Source organism: Nocardioides sp. NPDC023903 (assembly GCF_040639295.1).
Classification (GTDB): domain Bacteria; phylum Actinomycetota; class Actinomycetes; order Propionibacteriales; family Nocardioidaceae; genus Nocardioides.
On the sequence record NZ_JBEZZS010000012.1, the window covers coordinates 24,359 to 49,293 of the forward strand.

The window sequence follows — 24,935 nt, forward strand, 5'->3', positions numbered from 1 at the left end:
CGCCTAGACTCGGGGGCGTGGACTTCTACTCCGCCTACTCCCATGGCTTCGCACGGGTCGCGGCGTGCACCATCCCGATCTCCGTCGCCGACCCGGCGGCCAACGCACGCGAGGTGATCGCGCAGGCCCGCGAGTGCAGCGACGAGGGGGTCGCGGTCGCGGTGTTCCCGGAGCTGTGCCTCTCGGGCTACTCGATCGACGACCTCGTCCTGCAGCGCACGCTCCTCGACGCCGTGCACGCCGCGATCAGCGCGATCGTGGTGGCCTCCGAGGAGCTGCTGTCGGTGATCGTCGTCGGCGCCCCGCTGCGCCACGGCGACCGGGTGCTCAACACCGCGGTCGTGATCCACGGCGGCGAGGTGCTAGGGGTGGTGCCCAAGACCCACCTCCCGAACTACCGAGAGTTCTATGAGAAGCGGTGGTACGGCACGGGCGACGGCGCCGACGGCACCATCATGCTCGGCGGCGAGGAGGTGCCGCTCAGCAACGAGCTGCTCTTCCGCTGCACCGACGTCAAGGATCTCGTCTTCCACGTCGAGATCTGCGAGGACATGTGGGTCCCGGTGCCACCGAGCGCCAAGGCCGCGCTGGCCGGGGCGACCGTGCTGCTCAACCTCTCCGCGAGTCCGGTCACCGTCGGGCGCTCCGACGCGCGCCGCCTGCTGGTGCAGTCGGCGAGCGCGCGGTGCGCTGCTGCGTACGTCTACACCGCCGCCGGGCCGGGCGAGTCGACCACCGACCTGTCCTGGGACGGGCAGACGATGGCGTACGAGCTCGGCGAGCTCCTGGGGGAGACCGAGCGGTTCCCGGACGGGCCGCGGCGCACCGTGGTCGACGTCGACCTGGAGCGGATCCGTGCCGAACGGATCCGGCAGAGCACCTTCGACGACAACCGCCGGGCCGAGGGTGCCTACCACTCCGAGGTCGAGTTCGAGCTCAGCCCGCCACTGACCGGCGGCGGGCTGCGGCGCAAGGTCGACCGGTTCCCGTTCGTGCCCGACGACCCCGACAAGCTCGCGCTGGAGTGCTACGAGGCCTACAACATCCAGGTCTCCGGGCTCGGGAAGCGGCTTCAGTCGATCGGCCCCGACACGAAGATCGTCATCGGCGTCTCCGGCGGGCTCGACTCCACCCACGCGCTCATCGTGGCCGCCAAGGCGATGGAGCGGCTCGGCCGGCCGGCGAGCGACATCCTGGCATTCACGATGCCCGGCTTCGCGACCTCGGACGACACCAAGTCCAACGCGATCCACCTGATGGAGGCGCTCGGCACGACCTACGAGACGCTCGACATCCGCCCTACGGCCACCCAGATGCTCAAGGAGATCGGCCACCCGGCCGGCGACGGCGAGCCGGTCTACGACGTCACGTTCGAGAACGTCCAGGCGGGGCTGCGTACGGACTTCCTCTTCCGCATCGCCAACCAGCGCGGCGGCATCGTCCTCGGCACCGGCGACCTCTCCGAGCTCGCGCTCGGCTGGGCGACCTACGGCGTCGGCGACCAGATGTCGCACTACAACGTCAACGCCGGCGTGCCGAAGACCCTGATCCAGCACCTGATCCGCTGGGTGATCACCACCGAGCAGTTCGACGGCGCCGCTGACGAGGTCCTCCAGGAGATCCTCGACCAGGAGATCTCGCCCGAGCTCGTGCCGGGGGAGGAGCTGCAGTCGACGGAGCAGAAGATCGGGCCGTACGCCCTGCAGGACTTCACCCTCTTCCACACCGTCCGCAACGGCTTCACGCCCTCGAAGATCGCCTTCCTGGCCTGGAATGCCTGGCACGACGTCGAGGCCGGCGAGTGGCCCCCGGGGTTCCCGGAGGGGAAGCGGACGGCGTACGAGATGAAGGAGATCCGGGCCTGGCTCGAGGTCTTCGTGAAGCGCTTCTTCGCCAACCAGTTCAAGCGCTCGGCGCTGCCCAACGGTCCCAAGGTCTCCAACGGCGGCACCATGTCGCCCCGCGGTGACTGGCGGATGCCCTCGGACGCCTCCCCGGCGGCCTGGCTCGCCGAGATCGAGGCTCGGGTTCCTGTGGAGTAGGGATTGCGATGGACGGGTCGCCCGGGCGGGTCGTAGCGTCACGCGCATGGCATCCGGCAGCAAGGTCTGGCCCGTCGTGCACGCCGAGCGGGAGGCGTTGATCAGCGACCTCGCCACGCTCACCCCGGCCCAGTGGGCGGCGCCTTCGCTGTGCGTGGGGTGGAGCGTGCACGACGTGCTCGCCCACATGGTCGATGTCGCGACGACGACACGGCTGGGGTTCGTACGCCGCATGATCGCCGCTCGCGGAGACTTCGATCTCGACAACCAGACCGGCGTCGACCGCGAGCGCGCCGAGGATCCGGCGGAGACGTTGGCGGCGTTCCGCCGGGTCGCCGGCCGCACGGCGACACCGCCGGCCCCGCTCGCCACCCGCCTGGTCGAGGAGTTCGCCCACGGCGAGGACATCCGGCGGCCGCTGGGCCTCCAGCGCGACTACCCGGTCGAGCACGTCGTCACGGCGCTGGGCTACCTGGCCAAGACCTCGGAGGAGTGGGGCGGGGGCAAGGAGCGAGCCGAGCGCGTACGTCTCGTGGCCACCGACGCCGACACGGTGATCGGGACCGGCCCTGAGGTCCGCGGCACCACGATCGCGCTCGTGCTCGCGCTGTCCGGCCGCCCGGTGGGATCCGGCGAGCTCACCGGACCTGGGGCGGCCGTGATGCCCACGGCTTCGCGGTGAAGGCGATAGCTTCACCTGACTTGAATAAAGCAAATACCTTCACCTCGCCACAATGAAGGTATGATCTTCACATGGTGTCTGTAGCGACTGTGATCGGCGACCTCGTGGGGTCGCGCACGAAGTCCAACCGCGCGCAGGTCCACAAGGCCTTCGCTGAGGCCGTCGAGGAGATCAACGAGACGTGGCAGCCGGTCACCCCGCTGCGGATCACGGTCGGCGACGAGTACCAGGGAGCCTTCGAGACCGTCGGCGCCGCGATCCAGGCCACGTTCCGGCTGCGGATCGCGCTCGACCCCGTGGTCGGCGTACGTCACGGCATCAGCTGGGGAGCCACCCGGGTGCTCAGCGACGACCCCCGGGTCGAGGACGGACCGGGGTGGTGGGCCGCGCGAGCGGCGATCGAGGCGGCGGAGAACGCCGAGAACAAGGCGGCCTCCCGCAGCGTACGGACCTGGTATCAGCCCGCGGAGGAGGCGGGCGGGCCGGACCCGGCCGCGGTCAACGCCGCTCTGGTCTCGCGCGACGAGCTCTTTTCTCGCCTGGACCGGTCCTCGGTGTCGGTGCTTTCTGGCATGCTCTCCGCCATGCCTCAGAAGGCCATCGCCGCCGAGCTCGACATCACTCCCTCCGCGGTCTCCCAGCGCGTCCGCCGCGACGGCATCGCCGTGATCGTGCGCGCCGACGAACTGTTGGGAGAGGTGCGATGAGCTGGATAGCGCTGCTGCTGATCGGGGTCGGGACGGTCGACTTCGCTCACTCGCTCATCGACCCGCTCAGGCGGATCCGCTGGGTGCCCGAGGCGATCGGGGCAGCCGCGGTGATCGCTTTCGGCCTGCTCTCGGCCCTCTTCGGAGGTGACCTGGCGGCCGTGATCGTGATCGCCGGGATCACCGTGCTGTGGGGATTCCTGGCCCATCCGCCCGAAGGCTCGGACAAGAACCCCCGTCCGGGGCTCCCGCTGGCTCTGCTCGGCGGGGCGATCTTCGTCGGGATCCTGTTGGCCCCGGTGGCCGGCGAGGTCGGCGGACCGGTCGCCGCCTGGGCGGAGCAGGCGCCCTGGGTCTGGGTCGAGGCGGCGCGCCCCGAGGCCGTGCTGCTCGTCTTCGGCGGCCTGCTGGTCCAGGTCTCGACCGGCAACGTCGTGGTGCAGCTCGTCCTCGACGTCGCCAAGGTGTCCAACCCGCTCGACGGGGTCGCCGGCAACAACCTCAAGGGTGGCCGGCTCCTGGGACCGCTCGAGCGGCTGACGATCTTCGGGCTCGGCCTGACCGGCAACCTCGCTGCCGCCGGCTTGGTGGTCGCGGCCAAGGGCTTGATCCGCTGGCCGGAGCTGCAGTCGTTCCGCGGTGAGCACGAGGGGCCGAGCATCAACGACGTGACCGAGTACTTCCTGGTCGGCAGCTTCGTCTCCTGGATGACCTCGCTGGTGACCCTCGCCCTGGTCATCACCTAGATTGCGGTGTCATGACTGTGGGTAAGGCTCTTGGGCTCCTGGTGGCGGCCGTGCTTCTTCTGGCCGGAGGAGCGCTGGCGCTGACCGGCATGGGCTATCTCGGCGGAGGCGGCACGAGCACCGCCTGGTCGGTCCTCGGAGCGGCCCTGGCGGGGTTCGGGGTGGCGCTGGTGATCTCGATCTTCAGAGGTCCCGGCCGCTGACCGTGGCGCGGTGGTCCCGGCTGTAACGTCGGACCGTTAGTGTTCACGCATGGGCAAGCAACAGGACTTCGTGCTCCGGGCACTCGAAGAGCGAGACGTACGTTTCGTGCGGCTGTGGTTCACCGACGTGCTCGGTTATCTGAAGTCGGTCGCGGTGGCGCCGGCCGAGCTCGAGAGCGCTTTTGCGGAGGGCATCGGCTTCGACGGCAGCGCGATCGAGGGGTTCGCTCGGGTGACCGAGGCCGACATGCTGGCCCTTCCGGACCCGAGCACGTTCCAGATCCTGCCGTGGCGTACCGATGGCCCGTCCACGGGCCGGATGTTCTGCGACATCGTGATGCCCGACGGCTCGCCGTCCTACGCGGACCCGCGCTACGTGCTCAAGCGCACTCTGTCCAACGCCGCGGAGAAGGGCTTCACCTTCTACACGCACCCCGAGATCGAGTTCTACCTCTTCAAGGACAACCCGAGGGACGGCAGCGAGCCGACCCCGGTCGACTCCAGCGGCTACTTCGACCACACCGCCCAGTCGATGGGCGCCGACTTCCGGCGTGAGGCGATCACGATGCTGGAGGCGATGGGGATCTCGGTGGAATACAGCCACCACGAGGGCGGGCCGGGCCAGAACGAGATCGACCTGCGCTACGCCGACGCGCTGAGCACCGCCGACAACATCATGACCTTCCGTACGGTGATCCGTGAGGTGGCGCTGAGCCAGGGCATCTGGGCGAGCTTCATGCCCAAGCCGTTCACCGAGCACCCGGGCTCGGGGATGCACACCCATGTGAGCCTGTTCGAGGGCGACGCCAACGCGTTCTACGAGCCGGGCGCCGAATACCAGCTCTCCAAGACCGGTCGTAGCTTCATCGGCGGCGTACTCCGCCACGCCGGCGAGATCACCGCGGTGACCAACCAGTGGGTCAACTCCTACAAGCGCCTGATCGGCGGGGGAGAGGCGCCGGCTCACGTCGCCTGGGGCCACAACAACCGCTCGGCGCTGGTTCGGGTGCCGATGTACAAGCCGCTCAAGGGCCAGTCGACCCGCATCGAGGTCAGGACCCTCGACGCCGCCTGCAACCCCTACCTCGCCTTCGCCGTGATCCTGGCGGCGGGCATGAAGGGGATCGAGGAGGGCTACGAGCTTCCGCGTGAGGCGGAGGACGACGTGTGGGCGCTGACCGAGCGCGAGCGCAAGAGCCTCGGCATCGACCCGCTGCCGGAGAACCTCGACGAGGCGATCGGGATGGCCGAGGACTCCGAGCTCCTCGCCGAGACCCTGGGCGAGCACGTCTTCGACTTCTTCCTGCGCAACAAGAGGGCCGAGTGGGCCGCCTACCGCGAGCAGGTGACCGCCTACGAGCGCTCCCGGATGCTGCCAGTCATCTGAGTCCGCAAACTGGTTGACAGGGAAACTCTAGCCCGATTCCACACTTCCGATCCGGTGCTGCCACACTGGATCGAACGGGAGAGTGGGAGTGATGTCGTTGAGTCTTCCCCGAGTGCTTGTCATCCAGCACGAGGAGACAGTTCCGCCGGCGTTGTTCGGCCATTGGCTGGCTGAGGCGGGCATGTGTGTCGACGTATGTCGCGCGTACGCCGAGCCGATTCCGCCGCTCTCGTCGCTGGACGCCTCCTACTCGGGGCTGCTCGTGATGGGTGGCTCGATGGACGCCGACTCCGACGCCGAGCATCCTTGGCTGCAGGTCACTCGCGAGCGGATCGCGCAGGCCGCCGAGGCCGGTATCCCGACGCTCGGGATCTGCCTGGGCCACCAGTTGGCCGCGATGGCCCTCGGTGGCACCGTGGAGCGCAGCCCGTTCGGGCTGACTGTGGGCGTACGCCAGGTGACCTGGGAGCCCGAGGTTCTCTTCGACCCGCTGATGCGCCTGCTGGCGGGCGACGACCGAGCACTGCACTGGCACCGCGACGTCGTCGGTCAGCTGCCCGAGGGCACCGTCGAGCTGGCCACCTCGATCGACGGGCACGTCCAGGCGGCCCGGTTCGCCCCGACCGTGTGGGGCGTGCAGTTCCACCCCGAGGTCGACGCAGCCGCGGTTGCGGTCTGGGCCGAGGAGTCCGTCGAGGAGCTCGAGCAGATCGGACGCAGCGTCGACGACGTGGTCGCGACGGCCACCTTCGCCGAGAAGGAGCTGATCAAGACCTGGCAGCCGCTGGCCTTCGGCTTCGCTCGCCTGGTCCGTGAGCGCAGCGCCGCCGTCGCCCCTGGCGGCACCCGTGGAGGGGTCATCTCGACCCTCAGGCCCTGGAGCGCCTGAAAAGCGCCAGTGACAGAATCGGGGCCATGACGTTGCCAGGCAAGGGCGAGCTGCTCCGGCTCGGCTTCAACGATCCGGACACGGCCCTGGCGGATCTGGCAGGTCTCGGCGCCGGCACCCGTGAGCTGCTGGCGATCCTGGGCCAGGCGGCCGACCCCGACGCAGCGCTGGCCGGACTGGTCATGCTCGCCGAGTCCCAGGGCGACGGCTTCGTCGAGGAGCTCGCCGCCGACGAGGGCACCGCGATGCGGCTGGTCTCGGTGCTCGGCGCCTCACCCGCGCTGACCGACCACCTGGCCCGTCATCCCGGTCACTGGCGCGAGCTGGCCGACCCGACCCTCGGCACGACCAGGCCCGCTGCGTACGTCTTCCGGGCCTCGCTGCTCGAGGCCGTCGGCGCTAAGCGGGGTGACGATAGCCCGGTGGCCACGGTCCCGGACGCAGAGGCGGTCGACGCGCTGCGGGTGGAGTACCGCCGCTGGCTGCTCCGGCTCGCCGCCCGCGACCTCGCCCACCAGCTCCCGGTCGACGACGTCGCCGCCGAGCTCTCCGACCTGGCTTGCGCGACCCTCGACGCCGCGCTCGCGGTCGCCCGCGCGCGGGTGGGGGAGGAGGCGAACGCCGTCCGGCTGGCCGTCGTCGCGATGGGCAAGTGCGGCGGCCACGAGCTCAACTACGTCTCCGACGTCGACGTGATCTTCGCCCACGAGGCCGCCGACGGGGTCGGCGACGACGTCTCGCTGCGGGTCGCCACCCAGCTCGCCAGCAACCTGATCCAGGTCTGTTCGGCCCACACCGGCGAGGGCACCATCTGGCCGGTCGACGCCGCGCTGCGCCCCGAGGGCAAGGCCGGCGCGCTCTCGCGCACGATCGCCGGCCACGTCGGCTATTACGAGCGGTGGGCGAGCACCTGGGAGTTCCAGGCGCTGCTCAAGGCTCGCCCGGCCGCGGGCGACCTCGCTCTGGGCCGGGCGTACGTCGACGCCGTCAACCCGTTCGTGTGGAAGGCCGCCGAGCGCGACGGGTTCGTCTCCGACACCCAGAAGATGCGGCGCCGGGTCATCGCCCACATTCCGTCGCGGGAGGCCGACCGCGAGCTCAAGCTCGGTGCCGGCGGGCTGCGCGACGTGGAGTTCGCCGTGCAACTGCTGCAGCTGGTCCACGGCCGCACCGACACCGGGATCCGCCAGCCCACCACCCTCTCCGCGCTGGCGGCGCTGACCCGCGCCGGCTACGTCGGGCGCGAGGACGGCGAGGCCATGCACGAGGCCTACGCGTTCCTGCGGCGGATGGAGCACCGGCTCCAGCTCTACCGGCTGCGGCGCACCCACGTCGTCCCCGACGACGAGGAGTCGCTGCGCTGGCTGGCGCGCTCGCTCGGCTACCTGCGCGACCCGGTGGTGCGGCTGGAGAAGGAGTGGGGGCACCAGCGGATCGAGGTACGCCGCCTCCACGAGAAGCTCTTCTACCGACCGCTCCTCGACTCGGTCGCCCGGATCCCGTCCGGCCAGGCCCACCTCTCCTCGAAGGCTGCCGAGGAGCGGCTGAACGCGCTGGGCTACGCCGACCCCAAGGCCGCGCTGCGCCACCTGGAGGCGCTCACCACGGGCGTCTCCCGGCGCGCCGCGCTGCAGCGTGCGCTGCTGCCGGTGATGCTGCAATGGCTCTCCGAGGGCTCCGATCCCGACGCCGGGCTCTTCGGGTTCCGCCGGATCTCCGACGCCCTCGGCGCCACGCCCTGGTATCTGCGCTCCCTGCGCGACGAGGGTTCGGTCGCCCAATACTTCGCCACGATCTTGTCCACCTCGCGCTACACCACCGCGCTGCTCGAGCGGGAGCCCGAGGCACTGCGTCTCCTGGGCCATGATCTCGCGCCGCTCTCGGCCGAGGCGCTGACCGACGAGATGGTCGCCCGCGCCGCCCGCCGGCGCACCACCACCTCCGCCGAGGAGGCCGTACGCCACATCCGGGCGATCCGTCGCCGGGAGCTGTTCCGGATCTCGGCCGCCGAGCTCCTCGGCGAGGCCGGGATCGACACGATCGGCGCCGCCCTGTCCCGGCTGACCGACGCCACCCTCGAGGCCTCGCTGCGCACGGTCGTGGCCGAGGAGGTCGCCCGCCGTGGGATCGACGGGCCGCCGACGCGGATCGCGATCATCGCGATGGGCCGCTACGGCGGGTTCGAGCTCTCCTACGCCTCGGATGCCGACGTGCTCTTCGTCCATCGACCGGTCGAGGGCGCCGACCCGGGAGAGGCGACCCAGTTCGCGCTCAAGGTCATCGCCGACCTGCGCCGGCTGCTCGCCCTCCCCGGCGCTGACCCGCCACTGGAGATCGACGCCGACCTGCGCCCCGAGGGGCGGCAGGGCACGCTGGTGCGGACGCTGCCGGCGTACGCCTCCTATTACGCGAAGTGGTCGGGCATCTGGGAGTCGCAGGCGCTGCTGCGCGCCGATGCCGTCGTCGGCGACCCGCAGCTGCGCGAGGCGTTCACCGAGATGATCGACCCGCTGCGCTACCCCGAGGGCGGGCTCAGCGAGGACGACATCGTCGAAGTGCGGCGCATCAAGGGCCGTGTCGACCACGAGCGGCTGCCGCGCGGCGCCGACCCCAACACCCATCTCAAGCTCGGCCGCGGCGGGCTCGCCGACATCGAGTGGACCGCCCAGCTGCTGCAGATGCGGCATGCGTACGCCGTCCCAGGTCTGCGTACGCCACGCACCGTCGAGGCGCTGCAGGCCGCCCGCGACGCGTCGCTGATCGAGGCCGACGACGCCGAGACCCTCATCGAGGCCTGGCGGATGGTCAGCCGGGTCCGCAACGCGGTGACGCTCGCGCGCGGCCGCCCGGCGGACTCACTGCCCGCCGGGCCGGTCGAGCAGCACGCCGTCGCGGCCATCCTCGGCTATCCGGCAGGCGCGACCGACGAGCTGGTCAACGACTACCTGAGGATGACCCGGCTCGCCCACGGTGTGGTCGAGCGCGTCTTCTGGGAGTAGGCCTTAGAGGTTGTTGTCGTTGCGCGGCGGCAGCCAGCCGGGCGTGCGCGGAGGCCGAGGCTGCTGCGGCTGGGCCGGCGGCTGGTTGTTCGCCTCGTCGTCGGGCTGTCCACCCTGCGGGTTGAACATATCCGTCCGTCGCTCCGGGAAGCCGTTGGAGGGCTGCTGGGCGTAGGGCCGGGGCGTCCAGCGTCCGTTCTGCGGCCGCAGCTGGGTCGGACGCTGGGGGCGCTCGCCCGGGCTCTGCGGGCGCTGGGAGAACATGCTGCTGATGCCTCCGCCGGCGGGCTGGTTCGCCTGCGGGCTGCCGGAGGCGGCCGGCTGGCGCGTGGGGAGCGGCTGGAGCGGCTGCCGCGGCTGCTGGAGCATGTCGGGCTCGTGACCGGCGAAGGACTGACCCAGGGCCGGCCGCTGCGGCATCATCGCGTGGGGCCCGGAGTCGGAGGTCGCCGGCCGCTGGTCCGGGGTCCACGGGTCGTCGAGATCGTCGTTGATGCCCGCGAACATGGTGGCGAAGCCGATCACGATCAGCATGCCGGCTGAGATCGCGAAGATCGGCATCGCCAGGTAGACCGGGTCGGCACCGCTGACGTGCCCGAGCTTGTCGTCGGGGGAGCTGTGGATCTCGAGGGCGAGCATGCCGGTGTAGTGCATGACGCACACGCCGATGCCCATGATGATGGCGGCACCCACGCGCATCAGCGGTGTGGTGACGTTGAAGGCGAAGAAGAGCGCGAGCGCCGAGGCGACCAGCGCGATGACGACGGAGGCCACGACCACCGCCGGCTTCCAGACCATGTCGGCGCTCATGTCCATCGCGTACATGCCGGTGTAGTGCATCGCGCACACGCCGGCACCGGTGACCAGGCCACCGACGATGTAGCCCGCGTTGCCGCGCATGGCGGTCGCGATGAGCATGCCGACCATCGCCGCGCTGATGGCGACGGCGAGCGAGATGAGCGTGGTGCCGACGTCGAGGGCGTACGCCACGTGGCTGTCGAAGGCGAGCATGCCGATGAAGTGCATCGACCAGATCGCGCCGCCGCCGATCGAGGCCGCCGCGCCGAAGAGCCAGAGCCAGGCGCCGGCGCCTGCGCCACGACGGCGAGCGCGGGTCGCACAGGTCAGACCGACCCATGAGCCGAGTACGGAGATGATGAACGACATCCCGACCAGGGGTTGGCTGAACGCCCCGATCGTGACTTCTTCGATGCTTGTCACGCTGCTTTGACTTCCTCTCGTTCCTCGCCGGACGGGGTGTGGGGGATCGGCGAGGTAGATCTGGAGACATGCGTGGATGCCCCAAGGGGTATCCGAGATGCATCCATAGCGGGCAATCGTTCCGTCGTTGCGCAGGTCACAATAGAGGAACAGGTCCCCCATTTCCACGTGGGGGGTAGGGTATGTCCGCTATGGCCGACGATGTATATGTGCTCGAGCTGGACGAGATGCAGCAATCGGCTGTCGATCTGGGGGATCCGACCCGCCTGGTGTTCGACTACATGAGGCGTATCGGGGATGTTATCGACCGACTGCCTCCAGGGCCAGTCAAAGTTCTGCATATCGGTGGCGCCGCGATGACGCTGCCGCGCTACGTCCACGCGACCCGCCCGCGCTCCTCCCAGATCGTGCTCGAGCCGTCGATCGAGATCATCGAGCGCGTACGCAGCGAGGCACCGCTCCCGCCGCGCAGCGGCATCAAGGTGCGTCCCGTCGACGGGAAGAGCGGCATCGGCGGCGTACGCGACGGCTTCGCCGACATGGTGATCCTCGACGCCTTCGACGGCGGCCGCACCCCGGACGAGCTCACCTCCGCCGCCTTCATCGAGGACGTACGCCGCGTGCTCGCCCCCTTCGGGGTCTTCGTCGCCAACCTCGTCGACCGGGCGCCGTTCCCCCAGGCGCGTGACTTCGTCGCGACGGCCCGGGAACTCGGCGACATGGTCGTCGGTGTCGAGCCGGCGACGATGAAGGGCCGCCGCGCCGGCAACCTGGTCATCGTCTGTGGCACGGTGCCGGACTCGCCGTTCGGATCGCCCTCCCCGATGGAGTACCGGATCTTCACCGACCGCGCCGTCGCCGACTCCTTCGGGGGCGGGACGCGCCGCTAGGCTGGCGGGCATGTCGATCGAGCTGGCCCGCACCCACCTGGACCGATTCGGACGCGGTGGGGACATCATCGAGTCGGTGGAGTCTAAGGCGACCGTCGAGCTCGCCGCGGCCGCCCTCGGCGTCTCGCCTGCGGAGATCGCCAAGACGATCAGCCTCTACACCGAGGACCGGAGCGCCGCGATCCTCATCGTCGCGGCCGGCGACGCCAAGATCGCCAACGCGAAGTTCAAGGCCCACTTCGGCACCAAGGCGCGGATGCTGGCCGCCGAGGACGTGGAGCCGATGACGGGCCACGCGATCGGCGGCGTCTGCCCGTTCGGCAACCCGGTGTCGGCCGAGGTCTGGCTCGACGCCTCGCTGAAGCGCTTCGACATGGTCTACCCGGCCGCGGGCAGCGCCAACACGACCATCGCGCTCACCCTCGGCGACCTGGAGACGATCAGCGAGGCCCGGGGCTGGGTCGACGTCACGAAGCTTCCCGAGTAGGCACCGACACCAAAAAGGGGGACAGCCCCGCCCTGCCGAAGCAGGGGCGGGGCTGCCTTGCTGAAAGGTCAGCTAGGTCTTTGGTCAGACCGGGCGGACGTTCTCGGCCTGCGGGCCCTTGGGGCCCTGGGTGACGTCGAACTCGACGCGCTGGTTCTCGTCCAACGTCTTGTAGCCGTTGGTCTGGATCGCGGAGAAGTGCACGAAGACGTCGTCGCCCCCGTTGTCCTGGGCGATGAAGCCGAAGCCCTTGTCGCCGTTGAACCACTTCACGGTTCCCTGAGTCATGAATCTAATCCTTGTGTACACAGGGCGACTCCGTGCCGCCCTTTGGGCGTTGAATCCACGAGTCCTGATTTCTGCTTCTGCGGAAGACCAAGTGCTACACGAACGGTCACCGAGAGCAACCGCGAAGCGCGTGGGGACGCCTCCTTCAACGCGGACAAGCCTACATCCCACAAGCCGACTTCGGGCAACCCCTGTTTTTCGGCGTTTCAGGCGCCGGATCCGATCGAAAAACGGGCCGCTGTGGGCCGCCCGGTTTTGACAACCCCGAGCATCACATCGACAAGATCGGGGTACTGGTGGCCAACCGACGAGAATAGGGGTCCACGTGGACCAGCCATGGTGGCGCGAAGCCGTCGCATATCAGATCTACCCGCGTTCGTTCGCGGACTCGAACGGCGACGGGCTCGGTGACCTGCAGGGGATCACCGACCACCTGGACTACCTCGCCGCGCTGGGCGTCGACGCGATCTGGATCTGCCCGTTCTACACCTCGCCGCAGAACGACCACGGCTACGACGTGGCCGACTACTGCGACGTGGATCCGATCTTCGGCACGCTGGCCGACGCCGACCACCTGATCGCGCGTGCTCACGAGCTCGCCCTGAAGGTGATCGTCGACCTGGTGCCCAACCACACCTCCTCGGCACACCCGTGGTTCGTGGAGGCGCGCGCCTCCGAGCCGGGATCCGCGGAAAGGGACCGCTACATCTTCCGCGACGGCCGCGGCGAGAACGGCGAGGAGCCGCCCACCAACTGGCGCTCGGTCTTCGGCGGTCCGGCGTGGACGCGGATCGAGGACGGGCAGTGGTATCTCCACCTCTTCGACGACGACCAGCCCGACCTCAACTGGCACAACCCCGAGGTGGTCGAGGAGTTCACCAAGATCCTCACCTTCTGGCTCGACCGGGGCGTGGACGGCTTCCGGGTCGACATCGCCCACGGGCTCTTCAAGGAACTGCGCGACCAGGTCGTCCCAGAGGGCCTCGCGCTGACCTCGGACGCCGCGGTGATGTACGAGCGCGGCGTCACCGACGCGCCGATGTGGGACAACCTGGGCGTCCACGAGATCTACCGCGCCTGGCGCAAGCTGATCGACTCCTTCGACGGCGACCGGATGATGGTTGCCGAGGCCTGGACCCCCGGCCCGGCGGAGCTGCGGCGCTACGTACGTGCGGACGAGTTCAACCAGGCGTTCAACTTCTCCTGGCTGCAGGCGCCCTGGTCGGCCGAGGCGTTCAAGGAGGTCATCGGGTCGACGCTGAAGGCGCTCGGTCCTTCGCGCGCGGCGCCGACCTGGGTCCTGTCCAACCACGATGTCGTACGCCACCGCTCGCGTTATGGCGACGGACTGCAGGCGCTCCACCGGGCGCGCGCGGCCACACTGACGATGCTGGCGCTTCCGGGGTCTGCGTACCTCTACCAGGGGGAGGAGCTAGGCCTGCCACAGGTCTATCTACCGCCTGAGTATCAGGAGGATCCGTGGTCGGAGACCGGTGAAGGCGGTCGTGACGGGTGCCGGGTGCCGCTGCCGTGGAGCGGGTTCGAACCGCCCTTCGGGTTCAGCCAGGTGCCCGACGAGGACCTGCCCACGCAGCCGTGGCTACCGCAGCCGGCCGAGTGGGTGGACCTCACCGTGGCTGCCCAGAACGGCGTCCGGGACTCCACGCTGGAGTTCTACCGGGCGGCGCTGTCGGCGCGCCGGGCATTCGCGCTCGGTGCCGACGAGGACGTGGAGATCCTGGACGCGCCCGAGGGCGTCGTCTCGTTCCGGCGTGGCGGGGTCGGTGGGTCCCCGGACACCAGGACCGACCTGATCGTCGTCCTCAACTGCGGCATGGAGCCGACGCCGCTTCCCGACGGCGAGATCGTGATGTACAGCGGCGACCCGGTCGTGGGCGACCTGCCCACCGACGCGGCGGTCTGGATCATCGCGCCCTCGGTCGAGTGATTCCGGGCTAGTGATCCTGGGCCGGGCGCTCTCCCTTCTTGGCCTCTGGATCGGCCGGTTGGAGTACGCCCAGGGCGGCGTCCCGGCCGCGGCCGGCGAGGGTCATGGAAGCAGGGCGTCGACGTCCGGGTCCTTGGCGAACAGACTGTCGGCCTTCGAGAGGTCCGCCAGCTTCTGGATCGACTCGGTGTCGATCTCGGAGCTCCACTGAGGCATGTTGAGCTCGGCGAGCACCTCCTCGTCGATGTCGATGTCGGTGTAGGTCGGGAGGATCTTCTTGACCTCGTCCGGGTGCTGCTGGGCGTAGTCGAGCGACTCGTTCATCGCGGCGGTGAAGGCCTCGACGGTGTCGGCGTCGGACTCGGCGTAGCTCGTCGAGGTGAAGTACTCCGCGACCGCGAGGCCCGGGTCGGCGGCGACGAAGTTGGAGCCTAGGTCGGTCATGCCGCCCTGGGTGCCGATGGTGAGGAACGGCTCGACGACCTGACCCGCGTCGACGTCGCCCTTCTCGATGGCCGGGCCGATCTCGGGGAAGGCCAGCTCGACGTACTCGATCTTGGTCGGGTCGCCACCGTCCTGACGGACGAGCTCGTTGGTGGTGGTCGTGTTGATGTTCTTGAGGGTGTTGACCGCGACCTTCTTGCCCTCCAGGTCCTTGGGGGAGGCGATGTCGCTGCCGGCCTTGACCAGGACGCCGGCCATGTCGGCCGCCGGGTCGTCGGTGGCGTTGACACCGGCGGTGACGACCTCGATCGGGACGTCCTGGGTCTGGGCCAGAAGCAGGGAGGTCGTGTTGGAGAAGCCGAACTGGTACTGACCGCTGGCCACCGCGGGGACGATCGCCGCACCGCCCTGGTCGAGCTCGAGGCTGACGTCGAGGCCCTGCTCCGTGAAGAAGCCCTTCTCCACGCCGAGATAGATGGGGGCGACATCGACGATCGGGATCACGCCGACGGTGATCTCGGTGGCGCCGCCGGCACCCTCATCCGCGGACCCGCCACCACACGCGCTGAGCGCGAGCGGCAGGGCGAGGACGAGCGCGGTTGCCAGACCGCGACGCGCGGTGCGGGCAGGGGAGCGGTTCATGGGGGAACTCCTCGGGGCTATGGGGTAGCGACCGCGGCACAACCTAGTGGTGCGCCCCTGGGGAGGCCATCGATTCCGGAATTCAGTGCACGGAACGATGGCAGTGCTGGCGGTTGGAATGGGAGTGGTGGTGCTTCTTGCGGAAGACGAGCGCCCCGACCGCGATCGCGGCGAAGACCCACCACGGCACGCCCATCACGACCAGCCCGATCGCCACGAGCAGGAAGCAGGCGACCAGCGGGAAGGCCCGCGGGCGACCCTTGCGCTGTCGGCGAGCGACCTGCGGCGGCTGCGGCGCGCTCTTCGGCAGGTCGGTGAAGAGCATCTCCACGTCGGCGCGGACCTTCGCGGACCAGACCGCGTCCAGGCGCTCGTAGTAGTCGTCGTCGGTGAGCCGGCCGGTCGAGTAGTGCTCGGCGAGCCTCGCCGACGCCTCCTCCCGATCGGCCTCGCTCACCCGCAGGTTGTCGAGGTTGCTCATGTCATCTCCCTTGTGAAAGCTGCATCGACTGTCGGCGTAGTGTCCCGATATATCGCGAGGGTACGCCTGAAGAGATGCCGCCGCAAGGGACTTTCGTCGGCTCGGGGCTGACTCTGTGGCTGGCTCTGGGGCTAGGTGAGCAGCAGCACGACCAGCAGGATCGCCGGCACCGTGGCGAGCGTGCTGACGAAGATGACGTCGCGGGCCAGCAGGGTGGACCGGTTGTAGCGCTGCGCGACGACGAACACGTTCTGGGCGGTCGGCAGCGCGGAGAGCACGGTCACGGCCAGCAGTGCCTCGGCGTCGAGGCCGAGCACGAACCGCCCGATGACGTACGCCGCCACCGGCTGCACGATCTGCTTGGTCGCGACCACGGCGGCCAGGTCGAGTGCCGGGACGCCGCGCCCGGGCAGCGGGCCGAGCCGTAGTGCGACGCCGTAGGCGATCAGCATGGAGGGGACCGCCATGCCGGCCACCAGCTCCAGCGGATCCGAGACCGGTGTGGGCAGGTCGAGGTCGGTGACGGAGAGGGCCACCCCGATCAAGGAGGCGACGGTGATCGGGTTTGTCAGCGGGCGGCGGATCACGTCCCAGAACGACAGCTTCGTCGTGCTCGCGTCGGCGTCGAGCAGGACCAGTGCCAGCGGCTGGAGGACCAGCATCTGCAGCAGCAAGGTCGGCGCGACCAGGACCGGGTCGCCCAGGACGTACGCCGCGATCGGCAGGCCGAGGTTGCCGGCGTTCGCGTAGGAGCCGCACAGGACCGCGACCACCGTGTCGCCCAGGCCGCGGCGGCGCAGCGTCTCGACGGTGGCCACGAGCGTGGCGGCGACGAGTACGCCGCCGGCGACCGCCACCAGGTTGCCCGAGAGCACGAAGCCGAGGTCGCTGTCGTCCATGACCGTGATCAGCAGCGCCGGGCTGGCGACGTAGAACGCGACCGTCGAGAGCGTCCGCTGGCCGCGCTCGTCCAGGATTCGGAGCTGGGCGAGCAGGGCGCCGAGGGCGATGAGGACGGTGATCGTGGCGAAGCCGGTGAAGACCCCTGCCACGGATTAGATCTCGCGCCGCAGGTCGAGGAGTCCGCGGGCGGCGTGCTCGGTGACGATGCGTTCGGACTCGGCGGCGTCGCGGGCGCGCAGGGCGATCACGAGGGCGCGGTGCTCGGCGTAGCGGTCGGCGCCGAACTCGTCGCCGGCGAGCAGGTGCGCCCGGGAGATCTCCCGCTGGCGTGACCGGCTCAGCGAGCGGGACTGCTCGAGGAGGCGTACGAGAACCGGGTTGTGGGCCGCAGCGTTGACCTGCTCGTTGAAGCGGCCGAGGACGTCGAGGAAGCGGTCGGCATGCTTCTCCACCGGCTTGGCGTCGCGGTGGCGGGCCCGGATCAGGATCACCAGGTCGTCGGCCTCGTCGAGCAGCCGGTCGAGCTCGTCGAGCTCGTCGTCGGTCGCGTGCCGGGCGGCGAACCGGGCGGCCAGGCCACGCAGCGCGACCTCCACTTCGGCCAGGTCGTGGCTGGCGTCCTCCTCGATCCGGGCCACCAGCGTCGTACGCGGTCCCACCCGCTCCACGAGGCCGTCGAGCTCGAGCCGCCGAATCGCCTCGCGGACCGGGGTCGGACTCACGCCGAGGCGCTCGGCCATGCCTCGCTCGGTCACCTTGGCGCCGGGCGCGAGCTCGCCGGAGCCGATCTGGCTGCGTAAGGCCTGATAGACGCGCTCGGCCACGGTCGTGGTCTCCGGCGTGGTCTCGGGGGAGGAGATCGACATGGTCCTGATCCTAGGCCACTTTTCCAACAGTGCCGCCTCTTGACTGTTTTGCTGTAGCAAAACTACTGTGAGCGCCGCCACAGTTCGCAGGGTCCATGCCGGGACCATGCAGAGATCACGGAGGTCCGTCTCGTGAGCACCACCATCCCCACCGCACCACCACGGCAGCTCGGGCCGCGCCGGATCACCCTCCTCGTCGCGCTGGCGGTCTTCGCCCAGGAGTCGATGTGGAACTTCTACGACAGCCAGGTGCCGCCGCTGCTGCGCGACCACCTGGCCAGCGCCGCCCTCGTCGGCTTCATCATGGGCATGGACAACCTGCTCGGCATCTTCATCCAGCCGTGGATGGCCAACCGGTCCGATCGGACCCGCACGCGCTGGGGCCGGCGGATGCCCTACCTCGCTGTCGGGATGCCGCTGGCGGCGCTGCTGTTCGTGACCCTGCCGCACACCGCGGACTCGCTGCCGCTGCTGATCGTCGTCATCGTCGCGTTCGCGCTGGTCTCGAACTCGTTCAAGCCGATCGGCGAGGCGCTCGTGCCCGACTTCATCGCCCCCGAGCGCCGCAGCCGTGCCAACGCCGCCGTCAAGATCGCCTCCAGCCTCACCGTCATCGTCGCGGCCGTGGTCAGCATCGTGCTGGTCGACGACCACCCGGCCCTCGCCTTCGCGGTGATCGCGCTGATCACGCTCGTCTCGGTCACAGTGCTGTGCCTCTCGATCCGCGACAGCTCCTCGCCCGGCTACCAGGCGGCGGTGGCCGAGGACGCCGCCGAGGAGTCGACCGCGGTCGGACAGGCACGCATCCGAGACACCATCTGGGAGATCGTGCGCGACACCGACCGCAGCCGGCTGCTGCTGATCGTGGCGATCCTGGTCTTCGGCAGCGCCTGGGCCGGCTCGCGCGCGCTGGTCACGCCCTACGGCATGGAGACCCTCGGACTCTCGCGCGGCGACGCCGGCGGGATCACGCTGCCGAGCGGGGTCGCGTTCCTGCTGGCGGCCTATCCGACCGCGCTGTTCGCCGAGCGCTTCGGCAGGCTGCGCACCATGATCGCCGGGATGGCGATCTTCGCGGCCGCCATGCTCCTCGGCACCCTGTTCCAGACCCCGACCGGCACCGTGGTGGCGTTCTGCATCGGCGCCGCCGGTGCCTCTGCCTTCCTGGTCAACGCCGTCGTCGTGCTGTGGAACCTGGCGCCGTCGGCGCGGGTCTTCGGGACGTACGCAGCGCTCTATGCCGTGGGCTGGCAGAGCGGTGCCTTCCTCGGCCCGGCCCTGATCGGCGGGGCCGTCGACATCCTGGGCTGGCAGACGATGCTGCTCGACATCGCGGTCGTCGCGGCGGTCGCGGTCGTGATCGTGGTGCGGATCGACCGTCTCCAGCGGCGCGGCGACGTCGAGCGGGCGGTGTGAGCGCGTTGGCCCGGATCCTGATCACCACCGACTACCTGCGGCCCGGCGACGAGGTCGACGAACTCCTCCGCTCCCGGGGCCACGAGACGCGCTACCCGTCCGGAGACCTGGTCGCGGACCTCGCCGGGGTGGAGGGCGCCCTGGTCGGTCACGACCCGCTCACCGCCGGGGTCTTCGCGTCCGCGGACCGTCTGAGGGCGGTCGTACGCACCGGGGTCGGCTACGACGCGATCGACGTCGAAGCGGCCGCGCGTGCCGGGATCACGGTCAGCAACCTGCCCGGGATCAACGCCAACGCGGTCGCCGAATACACGATGGGACTGCTCCTCGCCTCCTCCCGCCGGCTGGTCGAGAGCGCGACCGGTGTCGCGTCCGGCGGCTGGCCACGCGAGGACGGTCGCGAGCTCCGCGGCTCGACCCTGGGCCTGATCGGCTACGGCGCCGCCGCCCGTGCGGTCGTGCCGCTGGCCCGGGCGTTCGGGATGAGGGTGCTGTGCACCACCGCCGTCGCCGAGGCCGAGCGGACCGACCCGGAGGTCCGGTTCGTCGAGCTGCCCGAGCTGCTGACGTCCGCCGACTATGTGTCTGTCCACACGGCGCTCACCCCGCGGACGTGGGGGATGATCGACGCCGCCGCGTTCGCGCTGATGGAGCCGGGGGCGGTGCTGGTGAACACCGCCCGCGGCGCGATCGTCGACGAGGACGCGCTCGTCGCCGCCGTACGCGAGGGCCGGATCGCCGGAGCCGCGCTCGACGTGGTCGCCGAGGAGCCGTTGCCGGCCGCGAGCCCGCTGCGCGGGGTGCCCGGCATCGTCGTCCACTCCCACCTGGCCGGGCAGACCGCCCAGGCCCGCCGGGCTGCCGGCGTCGAGGGAGCCCGCGAGCTCCTCGACGCCCTCGCGGGCCGCCCGAAACATGCCGTCAATGCCCACCTGATCGAGGAGAGAGACAACAGATGACCAGCGAGAACGCTGACTCCGTCAGCATCTTGGTGCCCAGCGGGATGCTCGGCGCCGGGTTCCCGGAGGAGACGATCACCCGTGGGATCGCGCTGGGGGCGGACGTGATCGCCGTCGACGGCGGCTCCACCGACTCCGGTCCCTACTACCTGGGTGCCTCGAAGCCGAAGACCACGGCCGCCGCGGTCGCCCGCGACCTGCGGCTCCTGCTCCGCGCGGCGGCCGGTGCCGGGATCCCGCTCATCGTCGGCTCCTGCGGCACCAGCGGCACCGACGACGGCGTCGACTGGGTCGCCGGGATCGTCGCCGGCCTCATCGCTGAGGAGGGCCTGTCGATGAAGGTCGCCCGGATCTACAGCGAGCAGCGCGCCGCCGACCTCAAGGAGCCGCTCGAGGCCGGCCGGATCCACCCGCTGCCGCCGCTGGGCGACCTCGACGGCGCGACCCTCGAGGACTGCACCCATATCGTCGCCATGATGGGCCACGAGCCGATCGCCGAGGCTCTCTCGGCGGGGGCTCAGGTGGTCCTGGCCGGGCGGGCGACCGACACGGCCAATGCCGCTGCGTACGCCTTGCTGAAGGGGATGCCCGCCGGGCCGACCTGGCACGCGGCCAAGATCGTCGAGTGCGGCGGCCAGTGCACGACCAACCCGCGGATGGGCGGCGTCTTCGCGACCATCGACCGGTCCGGGTTCACCATCGAGCCGCTCGACGAGAGCGCCGCGTGCACGCCGATCTCGGTGGCCGCCCACATGCTGTACGAGACGGCGAACCCGTTCGAGATGCGGGAGCCGGACGGCACGCTGGACGTGCGTGATGCCGTCTACACCGCGCTCGACGAGCGCCGGGTGCGCGTCGAGGGGTCGAGGTTCCATCACGCGGAGCAGCACACGATCAAGCTCGAAGGTGCCCGGATCACCGGCTACGAGACGATGTCGTTCTCCGCGATCCGCGACCCGCTGATCCTGAAGGACATCGAGGGCTGGGCCTCGCTGATGGATGTCGTGTTCACCCAGCGCGTCGAGCAGACCCTCGGCCTGACCAGGGAAGATTACGACTACGACCTGCGTCTCTACGGCTACAACGCGGTCCTCGGCGACCTCGACCCGTCCACCGAGCCGCCGCGCGAGGTCGGGGTGATGCTGCTCGTCCGGGCTGTCGACCAGGCCCTGGCCACCGCGGTCGCCAAGGTCGCCAACCCGCTGATGCTGCACCTGCCCGCCCAGGACATGGACTACCTGCCCAGCCTGGCGTTCCCCGGGTCGCCGGCCGAGGTCGAGCGCGGCGCTGCGTACGAGTTCGTACTCAACCATGCCGTCGACAGCCTCACCCCGACTGCCATGTTCCGCACCGAGTTCAGCACCGAGATCGGAGAGATGCGCGATGCCTGAGACCACCCTGGGGGACCTCGCGACCGAGGTGCGCTCCAAGAACGCCGGGCCGTTCTGGATCACGATGGAGGTGTTCATGCGTGACGCCGAGGGCTACCGGATCGCGGCCGACGAGACGTTCCTCGACGAGGACGTCGTCGCCGGCCTCTACCGGGTCGATCCCGGGTCGGTCCAGATCTTCCGGATCCCGTCGCTCAACGTCGTCAAGATCTCCTATCCGCGCCCGGTCTCGCAGGGCTCGCTGCGCGACCGCGACACCCACGCCGGCCAGCACCACGTACCGCTCGCGCAGCTGGTGGTGCCCAGCTAGGCCGTGTCTCCCAAATCCACGCCCGCTACGCGACGTTTCGCATCCGATCTGGCTGCGTTGCCGCCACTCGACAGCCTCCAGGATGCCTTCGCGGCGCCGCCTTGCCAGATCGGCCCGAAACGCCGCTCGCGGCCGCCGTGTCTTTGGGAGACACGGCCTAGAGATCGAGGTGGTCGCAGATCGCCTGCGCCCAGCGCTCATAGCCCGCCGGCGAGGCGTGGAACCCGTCGGCGGCGAAGAAGGACGGCTCCGCGGGACCGAGGTCGGCGGAGCTGACCCACTGCACCGTCGTACGTCCGGCGCAGACCAGCCGCGCTGCCACGTCGAGCGCCTTCCCGCGCTCGGCGAGGTAGCGCCGCAGGGTGCGGGGGAGTGAGGGGAACGCACCGAACTCCGGGATCCCCGGGAGCACCGTGTGAGCGGCGTGCTCCTGGAGGGTCTCGACGATCGCAGTCAGATCGCGTGTCCAGGCCTCGACCGAGCGGCGCGCGAGGATGTCGTTGACGCCCACCAGGAGCACGGCGAGGTCCCACTCGCCGGTGACCTTGGTGAGGACGCCGTGCCGGATCCGCTCGCTGGTCGCGCCGTACTTCCCGAGCGCCCGCCACTCGACCGGACGCGCGGTCCGCTTCGCGATCGCGCGCGCCATCGAACCGGCGAAGGCGAGGTCGTGCGTGGGTGCGCCGCGCCCCGATGCGGACGAGTCGCCGATCACCAGCAGACGCAGCGGAATGGATCCGTCCTCGGCTTCCGGTGCCGTCACGAAACCCTTCGTCGGGCCCTCCGGACGAGGCTCCTTTCCGATGGTCCGGTTGACGTACGCGGCCTGTGCGGCGACCAGTGGGAGCAGCAGTGGATTCATCGTCTCTCCCCGAGCGGTTTTGTCGTGACGTACGTGCTCTTCCGTCGTTCTACAGCGCGTGCTCCGGTGGGTCTCCGACGTTGGCTGAACGGTGGGCGAATGTCCCCGGAAGGTTTGACACAGGCACTCCTCATCCCGGTCACCGTTGGGGTACAAGACAAGGGAATCAAAGACGCGTGACCCGACTCACTGCGTGCCAGCCCTAGCATCACGCCCAGTTGTGAGCGCTCGACCAAAAACCCTCCCCTCACTCGAAGGAATGCGAAGCCATGTCCGACTTCATCAGCGGCATCTTCAACCGTCACAAGAACGAGCAGCCAAAGGCCGGGGAGGGCGAGTCGACCGACGTCTCCGCCCCCGGCTACGGCGAGAACCTGGCCACCACCGAGGCCAGCGTGTACGTCACCGAGCCTCCCGCTTCGCCGGTTACCGAGCCGGTCGCCGAGCCGGTTGCTGAGACCGTCACCGAACCCGTCATCGAGCCCATCTCCGAGGTCCCCGCGGTCGACCCGCTCTCCGACCCCGAGCACGTCGTCACCGACACCGAGGAGGCCCCGGCCGCCGAGGTGGCCGAGCTCGCCGTCGAGACCGTTGAGATCAGTGGCGAGGTGGACAACGAGGTCGTCGGTGAGGTCGCCGTGACCGAGCCCGTCGAGGCTCCTGTTGACGAGGTTCCGGCCGAGGCGGTCGAGACCGAGGGCACGTACGAGGCGCCGCTCGAGGGCGTCGACGCCGAAGCCCCTGCCGCCGAGACCACCGAGGAGGTCGAGGAGACCGTTGCCGAGGAGCCCGTTGTCGAGGAGGCGCCGGTCGACGAGGCGCCGGTCGAGACCGAGGCCGTTGTCGACGCCACCGACGCCGAGGTGACCGACGCCGCGGACGAGGTCGTCGCCGAAGAGGTTGCCGAGGACACGGTTGAGGACGTTGCCGTCGAAGCTGCGACCGACGACGTTGTCGAGGCCACCGAGACCGGTGAGGTGACCGAGGTCGAGGTCGACGCCGAGGACACCTTCGTGCCCGCTGACACGATCGAGTCCGCCGAGTCCGACGTCGAGGTGGCCGATGTCGTCGAGGGTGGCGTCGAGGAGACCGTCGTCGAGCCGGAGGGTGAGGCGCTCGCCGAGGAGGTCGTTGTCGAGGAGCCGACCGAGGTCGAGGACGCCGCGGTGACCGCGGACGAGGGTGAGAAGTCCGAGGTCGACGTCGTCGAGTCCTTCGAGCCGGACGCCGAGGTGACCGACGAGACCGTCGGTGAGGCGGAGGACGAGCTGACCGATGTCGAGGCCGAGGAGTCGTCCGAGTCGGCCGACCTGGTCGAGTCGGAGGAGGCCGCCGCCGAGCCGGCCGACGAGGTTGTCGACGAGGCTGCTGACGTGACCGAGTCGGTCGAGGGCGACGCGGAGATCGTCGACGTCGTCGAGGACGAGGCGCCGGCCGAGGAAGCCGCTGTCGAGGAGGCCGCTGTTGAGGAGGCGCCGGTGGAGACCGAGGACGCCGTCCTAGCTCCGGAGACCGACGAGGTGACCGAGGTGGAGGTCGACGCCGAGGACGCCGACGTGACCGTCGAGCCGACCGACGTCGTCGAGGAGGCACCCGAGGAGACCGAGACCGAGGTCGAGGACACCGAGGCGATCGTCGCCGAGGCGCCCGCCGATGAGATCGCCGACGCTGTCGACACCGACACCGAGGAGACCGAGTCGGTCGAGGAGCCCGCCGCGGTCGAGGAGATCGTGTCCGAGACCCCCGCGCCCGGCTTCGCCCCTGAGCCGGTCATCGAGCCGGAGCCGACCGCTGACTCGACCCTGACCGGCGTGCTGCGCGCCGCCCGTGCCGCCCGCGAGGAGCGCGGGAAGTCGACGGTGAGCGAGGGGCTCGTCGAGCGCCTGGTCCACCACATCGTGGCCAAGGTCGACGGCGTACACGCCATCGACGAGGCGGGCACCACCGTCGACATCGCCGACGACGTCGCCAACATCACCGTGTCCTACGTGATCGCGTACGGCACCCCGGTCAAGGCCAACGCCGTCACCATTCGCACCCAGGTCATCGAGGCCGTCGAGGACTACTTCGACATCGACGTCGAGGCCGTCGACGTCAATGTGAGCGACTTCTACATCGCCTGATTCTCGCCGGATGGCATGAGAGCCTCGGAGCGCGTCGCGCTCCGGGGCT

General features: G+C 69.9%; 23 protein-coding genes. 16 read left to right on the forward strand and 7 right to left on the reverse strand.

Annotated features, from left to right (window positions below; translation table 11 throughout):
- The first annotated feature begins 17 nt into the window (after positions 1–17).
- From AB0F44_RS14640 to AB0F44_RS14675, 8 genes are all read left to right on the forward strand, one after another.
- A complete protein-coding gene (locus AB0F44_RS14640; protein WP_357356529.1) occupies positions 18–2,042 on the forward strand; it encodes an NAD(+) synthase in 2,025 nt (674 codons plus the stop codon).
- A 46-nt stretch (positions 2,043–2,088) separates the two neighbouring features.
- Positions 2,089–2,724 (forward strand): maleylpyruvate isomerase family mycothiol-dependent enzyme, encoded by a 636-nt coding sequence (locus AB0F44_RS14645; RefSeq protein WP_357356531.1) that lies wholly within the window; start codon positions 2,089–2,091, stop codon positions 2,722–2,724.
- A 71-nt stretch (positions 2,725–2,795) separates the two neighbouring features.
- Complete coding sequence (locus AB0F44_RS14650; RefSeq protein ID WP_357356533.1) at positions 2,796–3,431, forward strand: SatD family protein; 636 nt, start codon at positions 2,796–2,798, stop codon at positions 3,429–3,431.
- A complete protein-coding gene (locus tag AB0F44_RS14655) occupies positions 3,428–4,177 on the forward strand; it encodes a hypothetical protein (protein ID WP_357356535.1) in 750 nt (249 codons plus the stop codon). Before AB0F44_RS14650 ends, AB0F44_RS14655 begins: the two co-directional genes overlap by 4 nt.
- Before the next feature lie 11 nt (positions 4,178–4,188).
- Complete coding sequence (locus tag AB0F44_RS14660; RefSeq protein ID WP_183545993.1) at positions 4,189–4,380, forward strand: hypothetical protein; 192 nt, start codon at positions 4,189–4,191, stop codon at positions 4,378–4,380.
- A gap of 49 nt (positions 4,381–4,429) precedes the next feature.
- The gene (gene glnA / locus AB0F44_RS14665) at positions 4,430–5,767 is read left to right on the forward strand and encodes a type I glutamate--ammonia ligase (protein WP_350659233.1); all 1,338 of its coding nucleotides are present in this window, start codon (positions 4,430–4,432) and stop codon (positions 5,765–5,767) included.
- A 112-nt stretch (positions 5,768–5,879) separates the two neighbouring features.
- The gene (locus AB0F44_RS14670) at positions 5,880–6,656 is read left to right on the forward strand and encodes a type 1 glutamine amidotransferase (RefSeq protein ID WP_350659232.1); all 777 of its coding nucleotides are present in this window, start codon (positions 5,880–5,882) and stop codon (positions 6,654–6,656) included.
- 26 nt (positions 6,657–6,682) lie between these two features.
- Positions 6,683–9,655, forward strand: coding sequence for a bifunctional [glutamine synthetase] adenylyltransferase/[glutamine synthetase]-adenylyl-L-tyrosine phosphorylase (locus AB0F44_RS14675; RefSeq protein WP_357356538.1), 2,973 nt, complete (start codon positions 6,683–6,685; stop codon positions 9,653–9,655).
- A gap of 3 nt (positions 9,656–9,658) precedes the next feature.
- Here the strand turns inward: AB0F44_RS14675 and AB0F44_RS14680 are convergent, their stop codons facing one another.
- A complete protein-coding gene (locus AB0F44_RS14680) occupies positions 9,659–10,876 on the reverse strand; it encodes an MHYT domain-containing protein (protein WP_357356540.1) in 1,218 nt (405 codons plus the stop codon).
- A 191-nt stretch (positions 10,877–11,067) separates the two neighbouring features.
- Here AB0F44_RS14680 and AB0F44_RS14685 point away from each other — a divergent pair, with 191 nt between their 5' ends.
- Together AB0F44_RS14685 and AB0F44_RS14690 are read left to right on the forward strand one after the other, a co-directional pair.
- Positions 11,068–11,766 carry a fused MFS/spermidine synthase gene (locus tag AB0F44_RS14685; protein ID WP_357356542.1) on the forward strand — a complete coding sequence of 233 codons (699 nt, stop codon included), beginning with the start codon at positions 11,068–11,070 and terminating at the stop codon, positions 11,764–11,766.
- A gap of 10 nt (positions 11,767–11,776) precedes the next feature.
- A complete protein-coding gene (locus AB0F44_RS14690) occupies positions 11,777–12,253 on the forward strand; it encodes a YbaK/EbsC family protein (RefSeq protein WP_357356544.1) in 477 nt (158 codons plus the stop codon).
- 84 nt (positions 12,254–12,337) lie between these two features.
- Here AB0F44_RS14690 and AB0F44_RS14695 read toward each other — a convergent pair whose 3' ends face one another.
- Positions 12,338–12,541 (reverse strand): cold-shock protein, encoded by a 204-nt coding sequence (locus AB0F44_RS14695; RefSeq protein ID WP_091053181.1) that lies wholly within the window; start codon positions 12,539–12,541, stop codon positions 12,338–12,340.
- A gap of 325 nt (positions 12,542–12,866) precedes the next feature.
- On the opposite strand from AB0F44_RS14695, the gene AB0F44_RS14700 reads away from it, so the two are divergent.
- Complete coding sequence (locus tag AB0F44_RS14700) at positions 12,867–14,489, forward strand: alpha-amylase family glycosyl hydrolase (RefSeq protein ID WP_357356546.1); 1,623 nt, start codon at positions 12,867–12,869, stop codon at positions 14,487–14,489.
- Between the two features lie 102 nt (positions 14,490–14,591).
- Here AB0F44_RS14700 and AB0F44_RS14705 read toward each other — a convergent pair whose 3' ends face one another.
- The 4 genes from AB0F44_RS14705 to AB0F44_RS14720 form a co-directional block, all read right to left on the reverse strand.
- Positions 14,592–15,575, reverse strand: coding sequence for an ABC transporter substrate-binding protein (locus AB0F44_RS14705; RefSeq protein ID WP_357356548.1), 984 nt, complete (start codon positions 15,573–15,575; stop codon positions 14,592–14,594).
- A gap of 82 nt (positions 15,576–15,657) precedes the next feature.
- Positions 15,658–16,056 carry a DUF1707 domain-containing protein gene (locus tag AB0F44_RS14710; protein ID WP_357356550.1) on the reverse strand — a complete coding sequence of 133 codons (399 nt, stop codon included), beginning with the start codon at positions 16,054–16,056 and terminating at the stop codon, positions 15,658–15,660.
- Positions 16,057–16,187: 131 nt separating this feature from the next.
- A complete protein-coding gene (locus AB0F44_RS14715; RefSeq protein ID WP_350659223.1) occupies positions 16,188–17,108 on the reverse strand; it encodes an AEC family transporter in 921 nt (306 codons plus the stop codon).
- 3 nt (positions 17,109–17,111) lie between these two features.
- Entirely contained in the window at positions 17,112–17,825 is a 714-nt protein-coding gene (locus AB0F44_RS14720; RefSeq protein WP_357356552.1) for a GntR family transcriptional regulator, read from the reverse strand.
- Positions 17,826–17,957: 132 nt separating this feature from the next.
- Between AB0F44_RS14720 and AB0F44_RS14725 the strand changes: the two genes are divergently transcribed.
- From AB0F44_RS14725 to AB0F44_RS14740, 4 genes are read left to right on the forward strand one after another with little or no spacing between them, the layout of a single operon-like run.
- The gene (locus AB0F44_RS14725) at positions 17,958–19,241 is read left to right on the forward strand and encodes an MFS transporter (RefSeq protein ID WP_357356553.1); all 1,284 of its coding nucleotides are present in this window, start codon (positions 17,958–17,960) and stop codon (positions 19,239–19,241) included.
- Entirely contained in the window at positions 19,238–20,200 is a 963-nt protein-coding gene (locus AB0F44_RS14730; protein WP_357356555.1) for a phosphoglycerate dehydrogenase, read from the forward strand. The genes AB0F44_RS14725 and AB0F44_RS14730 overlap by 4 nt, the downstream gene beginning before the upstream one ends.
- Entirely contained in the window at positions 20,197–21,591 is a 1,395-nt protein-coding gene (locus AB0F44_RS14735; protein ID WP_357356557.1) for an acyclic terpene utilization AtuA family protein, read from the forward strand. Before AB0F44_RS14730 ends, AB0F44_RS14735 begins: the two co-directional genes overlap by 4 nt.
- Positions 21,584–21,901 carry a DUF4387 domain-containing protein gene (locus AB0F44_RS14740; protein ID WP_357356559.1) on the forward strand — a complete coding sequence of 106 codons (318 nt, stop codon included), beginning with the start codon at positions 21,584–21,586 and terminating at the stop codon, positions 21,899–21,901. Before AB0F44_RS14735 ends, AB0F44_RS14740 begins: the two co-directional genes overlap by 8 nt.
- A gap of 157 nt (positions 21,902–22,058) precedes the next feature.
- On the opposite strand, the gene AB0F44_RS14745 is transcribed toward AB0F44_RS14740, so the two are convergent.
- Positions 22,059–22,763, reverse strand: a complete 705-nt coding sequence (locus tag AB0F44_RS14745) for an SGNH/GDSL hydrolase family protein (protein WP_357356561.1) — start codon at positions 22,761–22,763, stop codon at positions 22,059–22,061.
- Between the two features lie 269 nt (positions 22,764–23,032).
- On the opposite strand from AB0F44_RS14745, the gene AB0F44_RS14750 reads away from it, so the two are divergent.
- Positions 23,033–24,886, forward strand: a complete 1,854-nt coding sequence (locus AB0F44_RS14750; protein WP_357356563.1) for a hypothetical protein — start codon at positions 23,033–23,035, stop codon at positions 24,884–24,886.
- Positions 24,887–24,935: the final 49 nt, after the last annotated feature.

What these genes read in the sequence shown, in the direction of transcription:
- AB0F44_RS14645 (WP_357356531.1), top strand. Translation starts at nt 2,089, where the DNA reads ATGGCATCCGGCAGCAAGGTCTGGCCCGTCGTGCACGCCGAGCGGGAG.
- AB0F44_RS14650 (WP_357356533.1), top strand. Translation starts at nt 2,796, where the DNA reads ATGGTGTCTGTAGCGACTGTGATCGGCGACCTCGTGGGGTCGCGCACG.
- AB0F44_RS14655 (WP_357356535.1), top strand. Translation starts at nt 3,428, where the DNA reads ATGAGCTGGATAGCGCTGCTGCTGATCGGGGTCGGGACGGTCGACTTC.
- AB0F44_RS14660 (WP_183545993.1), top strand. Translation starts at nt 4,189, where the DNA reads ATGACTGTGGGTAAGGCTCTTGGGCTCCTGGTGGCGGCCGTGCTTCTT.
- glnA (WP_350659233.1), top strand. Translation starts at nt 4,430, where the DNA reads ATGGGCAAGCAACAGGACTTCGTGCTCCGGGCACTCGAAGAGCGAGAC.
- AB0F44_RS14675 (WP_357356538.1), top strand. Translation starts at nt 6,683, where the DNA reads ATGACGTTGCCAGGCAAGGGCGAGCTGCTCCGGCTCGGCTTCAACGAT.
- AB0F44_RS14685 (WP_357356542.1), top strand. Translation starts at nt 11,068, where the DNA reads ATGGCCGACGATGTATATGTGCTCGAGCTGGACGAGATGCAGCAATCG.
- AB0F44_RS14690 (WP_357356544.1), top strand. Translation starts at nt 11,777, where the DNA reads ATGTCGATCGAGCTGGCCCGCACCCACCTGGACCGATTCGGACGCGGT.
- AB0F44_RS14695 (WP_091053181.1), bottom strand. Translation starts at nt 12,541, where the DNA reads ATGACTCAGGGAACCGTGAAGTGGTTCAACGGCGACAAGGGCTTCGGC.
- AB0F44_RS14705 (WP_357356548.1), bottom strand. Translation starts at nt 15,575, where the DNA reads ATGAACCGCTCCCCTGCCCGCACCGCGCGTCGCGGTCTGGCAACCGCG.
- AB0F44_RS14710 (WP_357356550.1), bottom strand. Translation starts at nt 16,056, where the DNA reads ATGAGCAACCTCGACAACCTGCGGGTGAGCGAGGCCGATCGGGAGGAG.
- AB0F44_RS14720 (WP_357356552.1), bottom strand. Translation starts at nt 17,825, where the DNA reads ATGTCGATCTCCTCCCCCGAGACCACGCCGGAGACCACGACCGTGGCC.
- AB0F44_RS14735 (WP_357356557.1), top strand. Translation starts at nt 20,197, where the DNA reads ATGACCAGCGAGAACGCTGACTCCGTCAGCATCTTGGTGCCCAGCGGG.
- AB0F44_RS14740 (WP_357356559.1), top strand. Translation starts at nt 21,584, where the DNA reads ATGCCTGAGACCACCCTGGGGGACCTCGCGACCGAGGTGCGCTCCAAG.
- AB0F44_RS14745 (WP_357356561.1), bottom strand. Translation starts at nt 22,763, where the DNA reads ATGAATCCACTGCTGCTCCCACTGGTCGCCGCACAGGCCGCGTACGTC.
- AB0F44_RS14750 (WP_357356563.1), top strand. Translation starts at nt 23,033, where the DNA reads ATGTCCGACTTCATCAGCGGCATCTTCAACCGTCACAAGAACGAGCAG.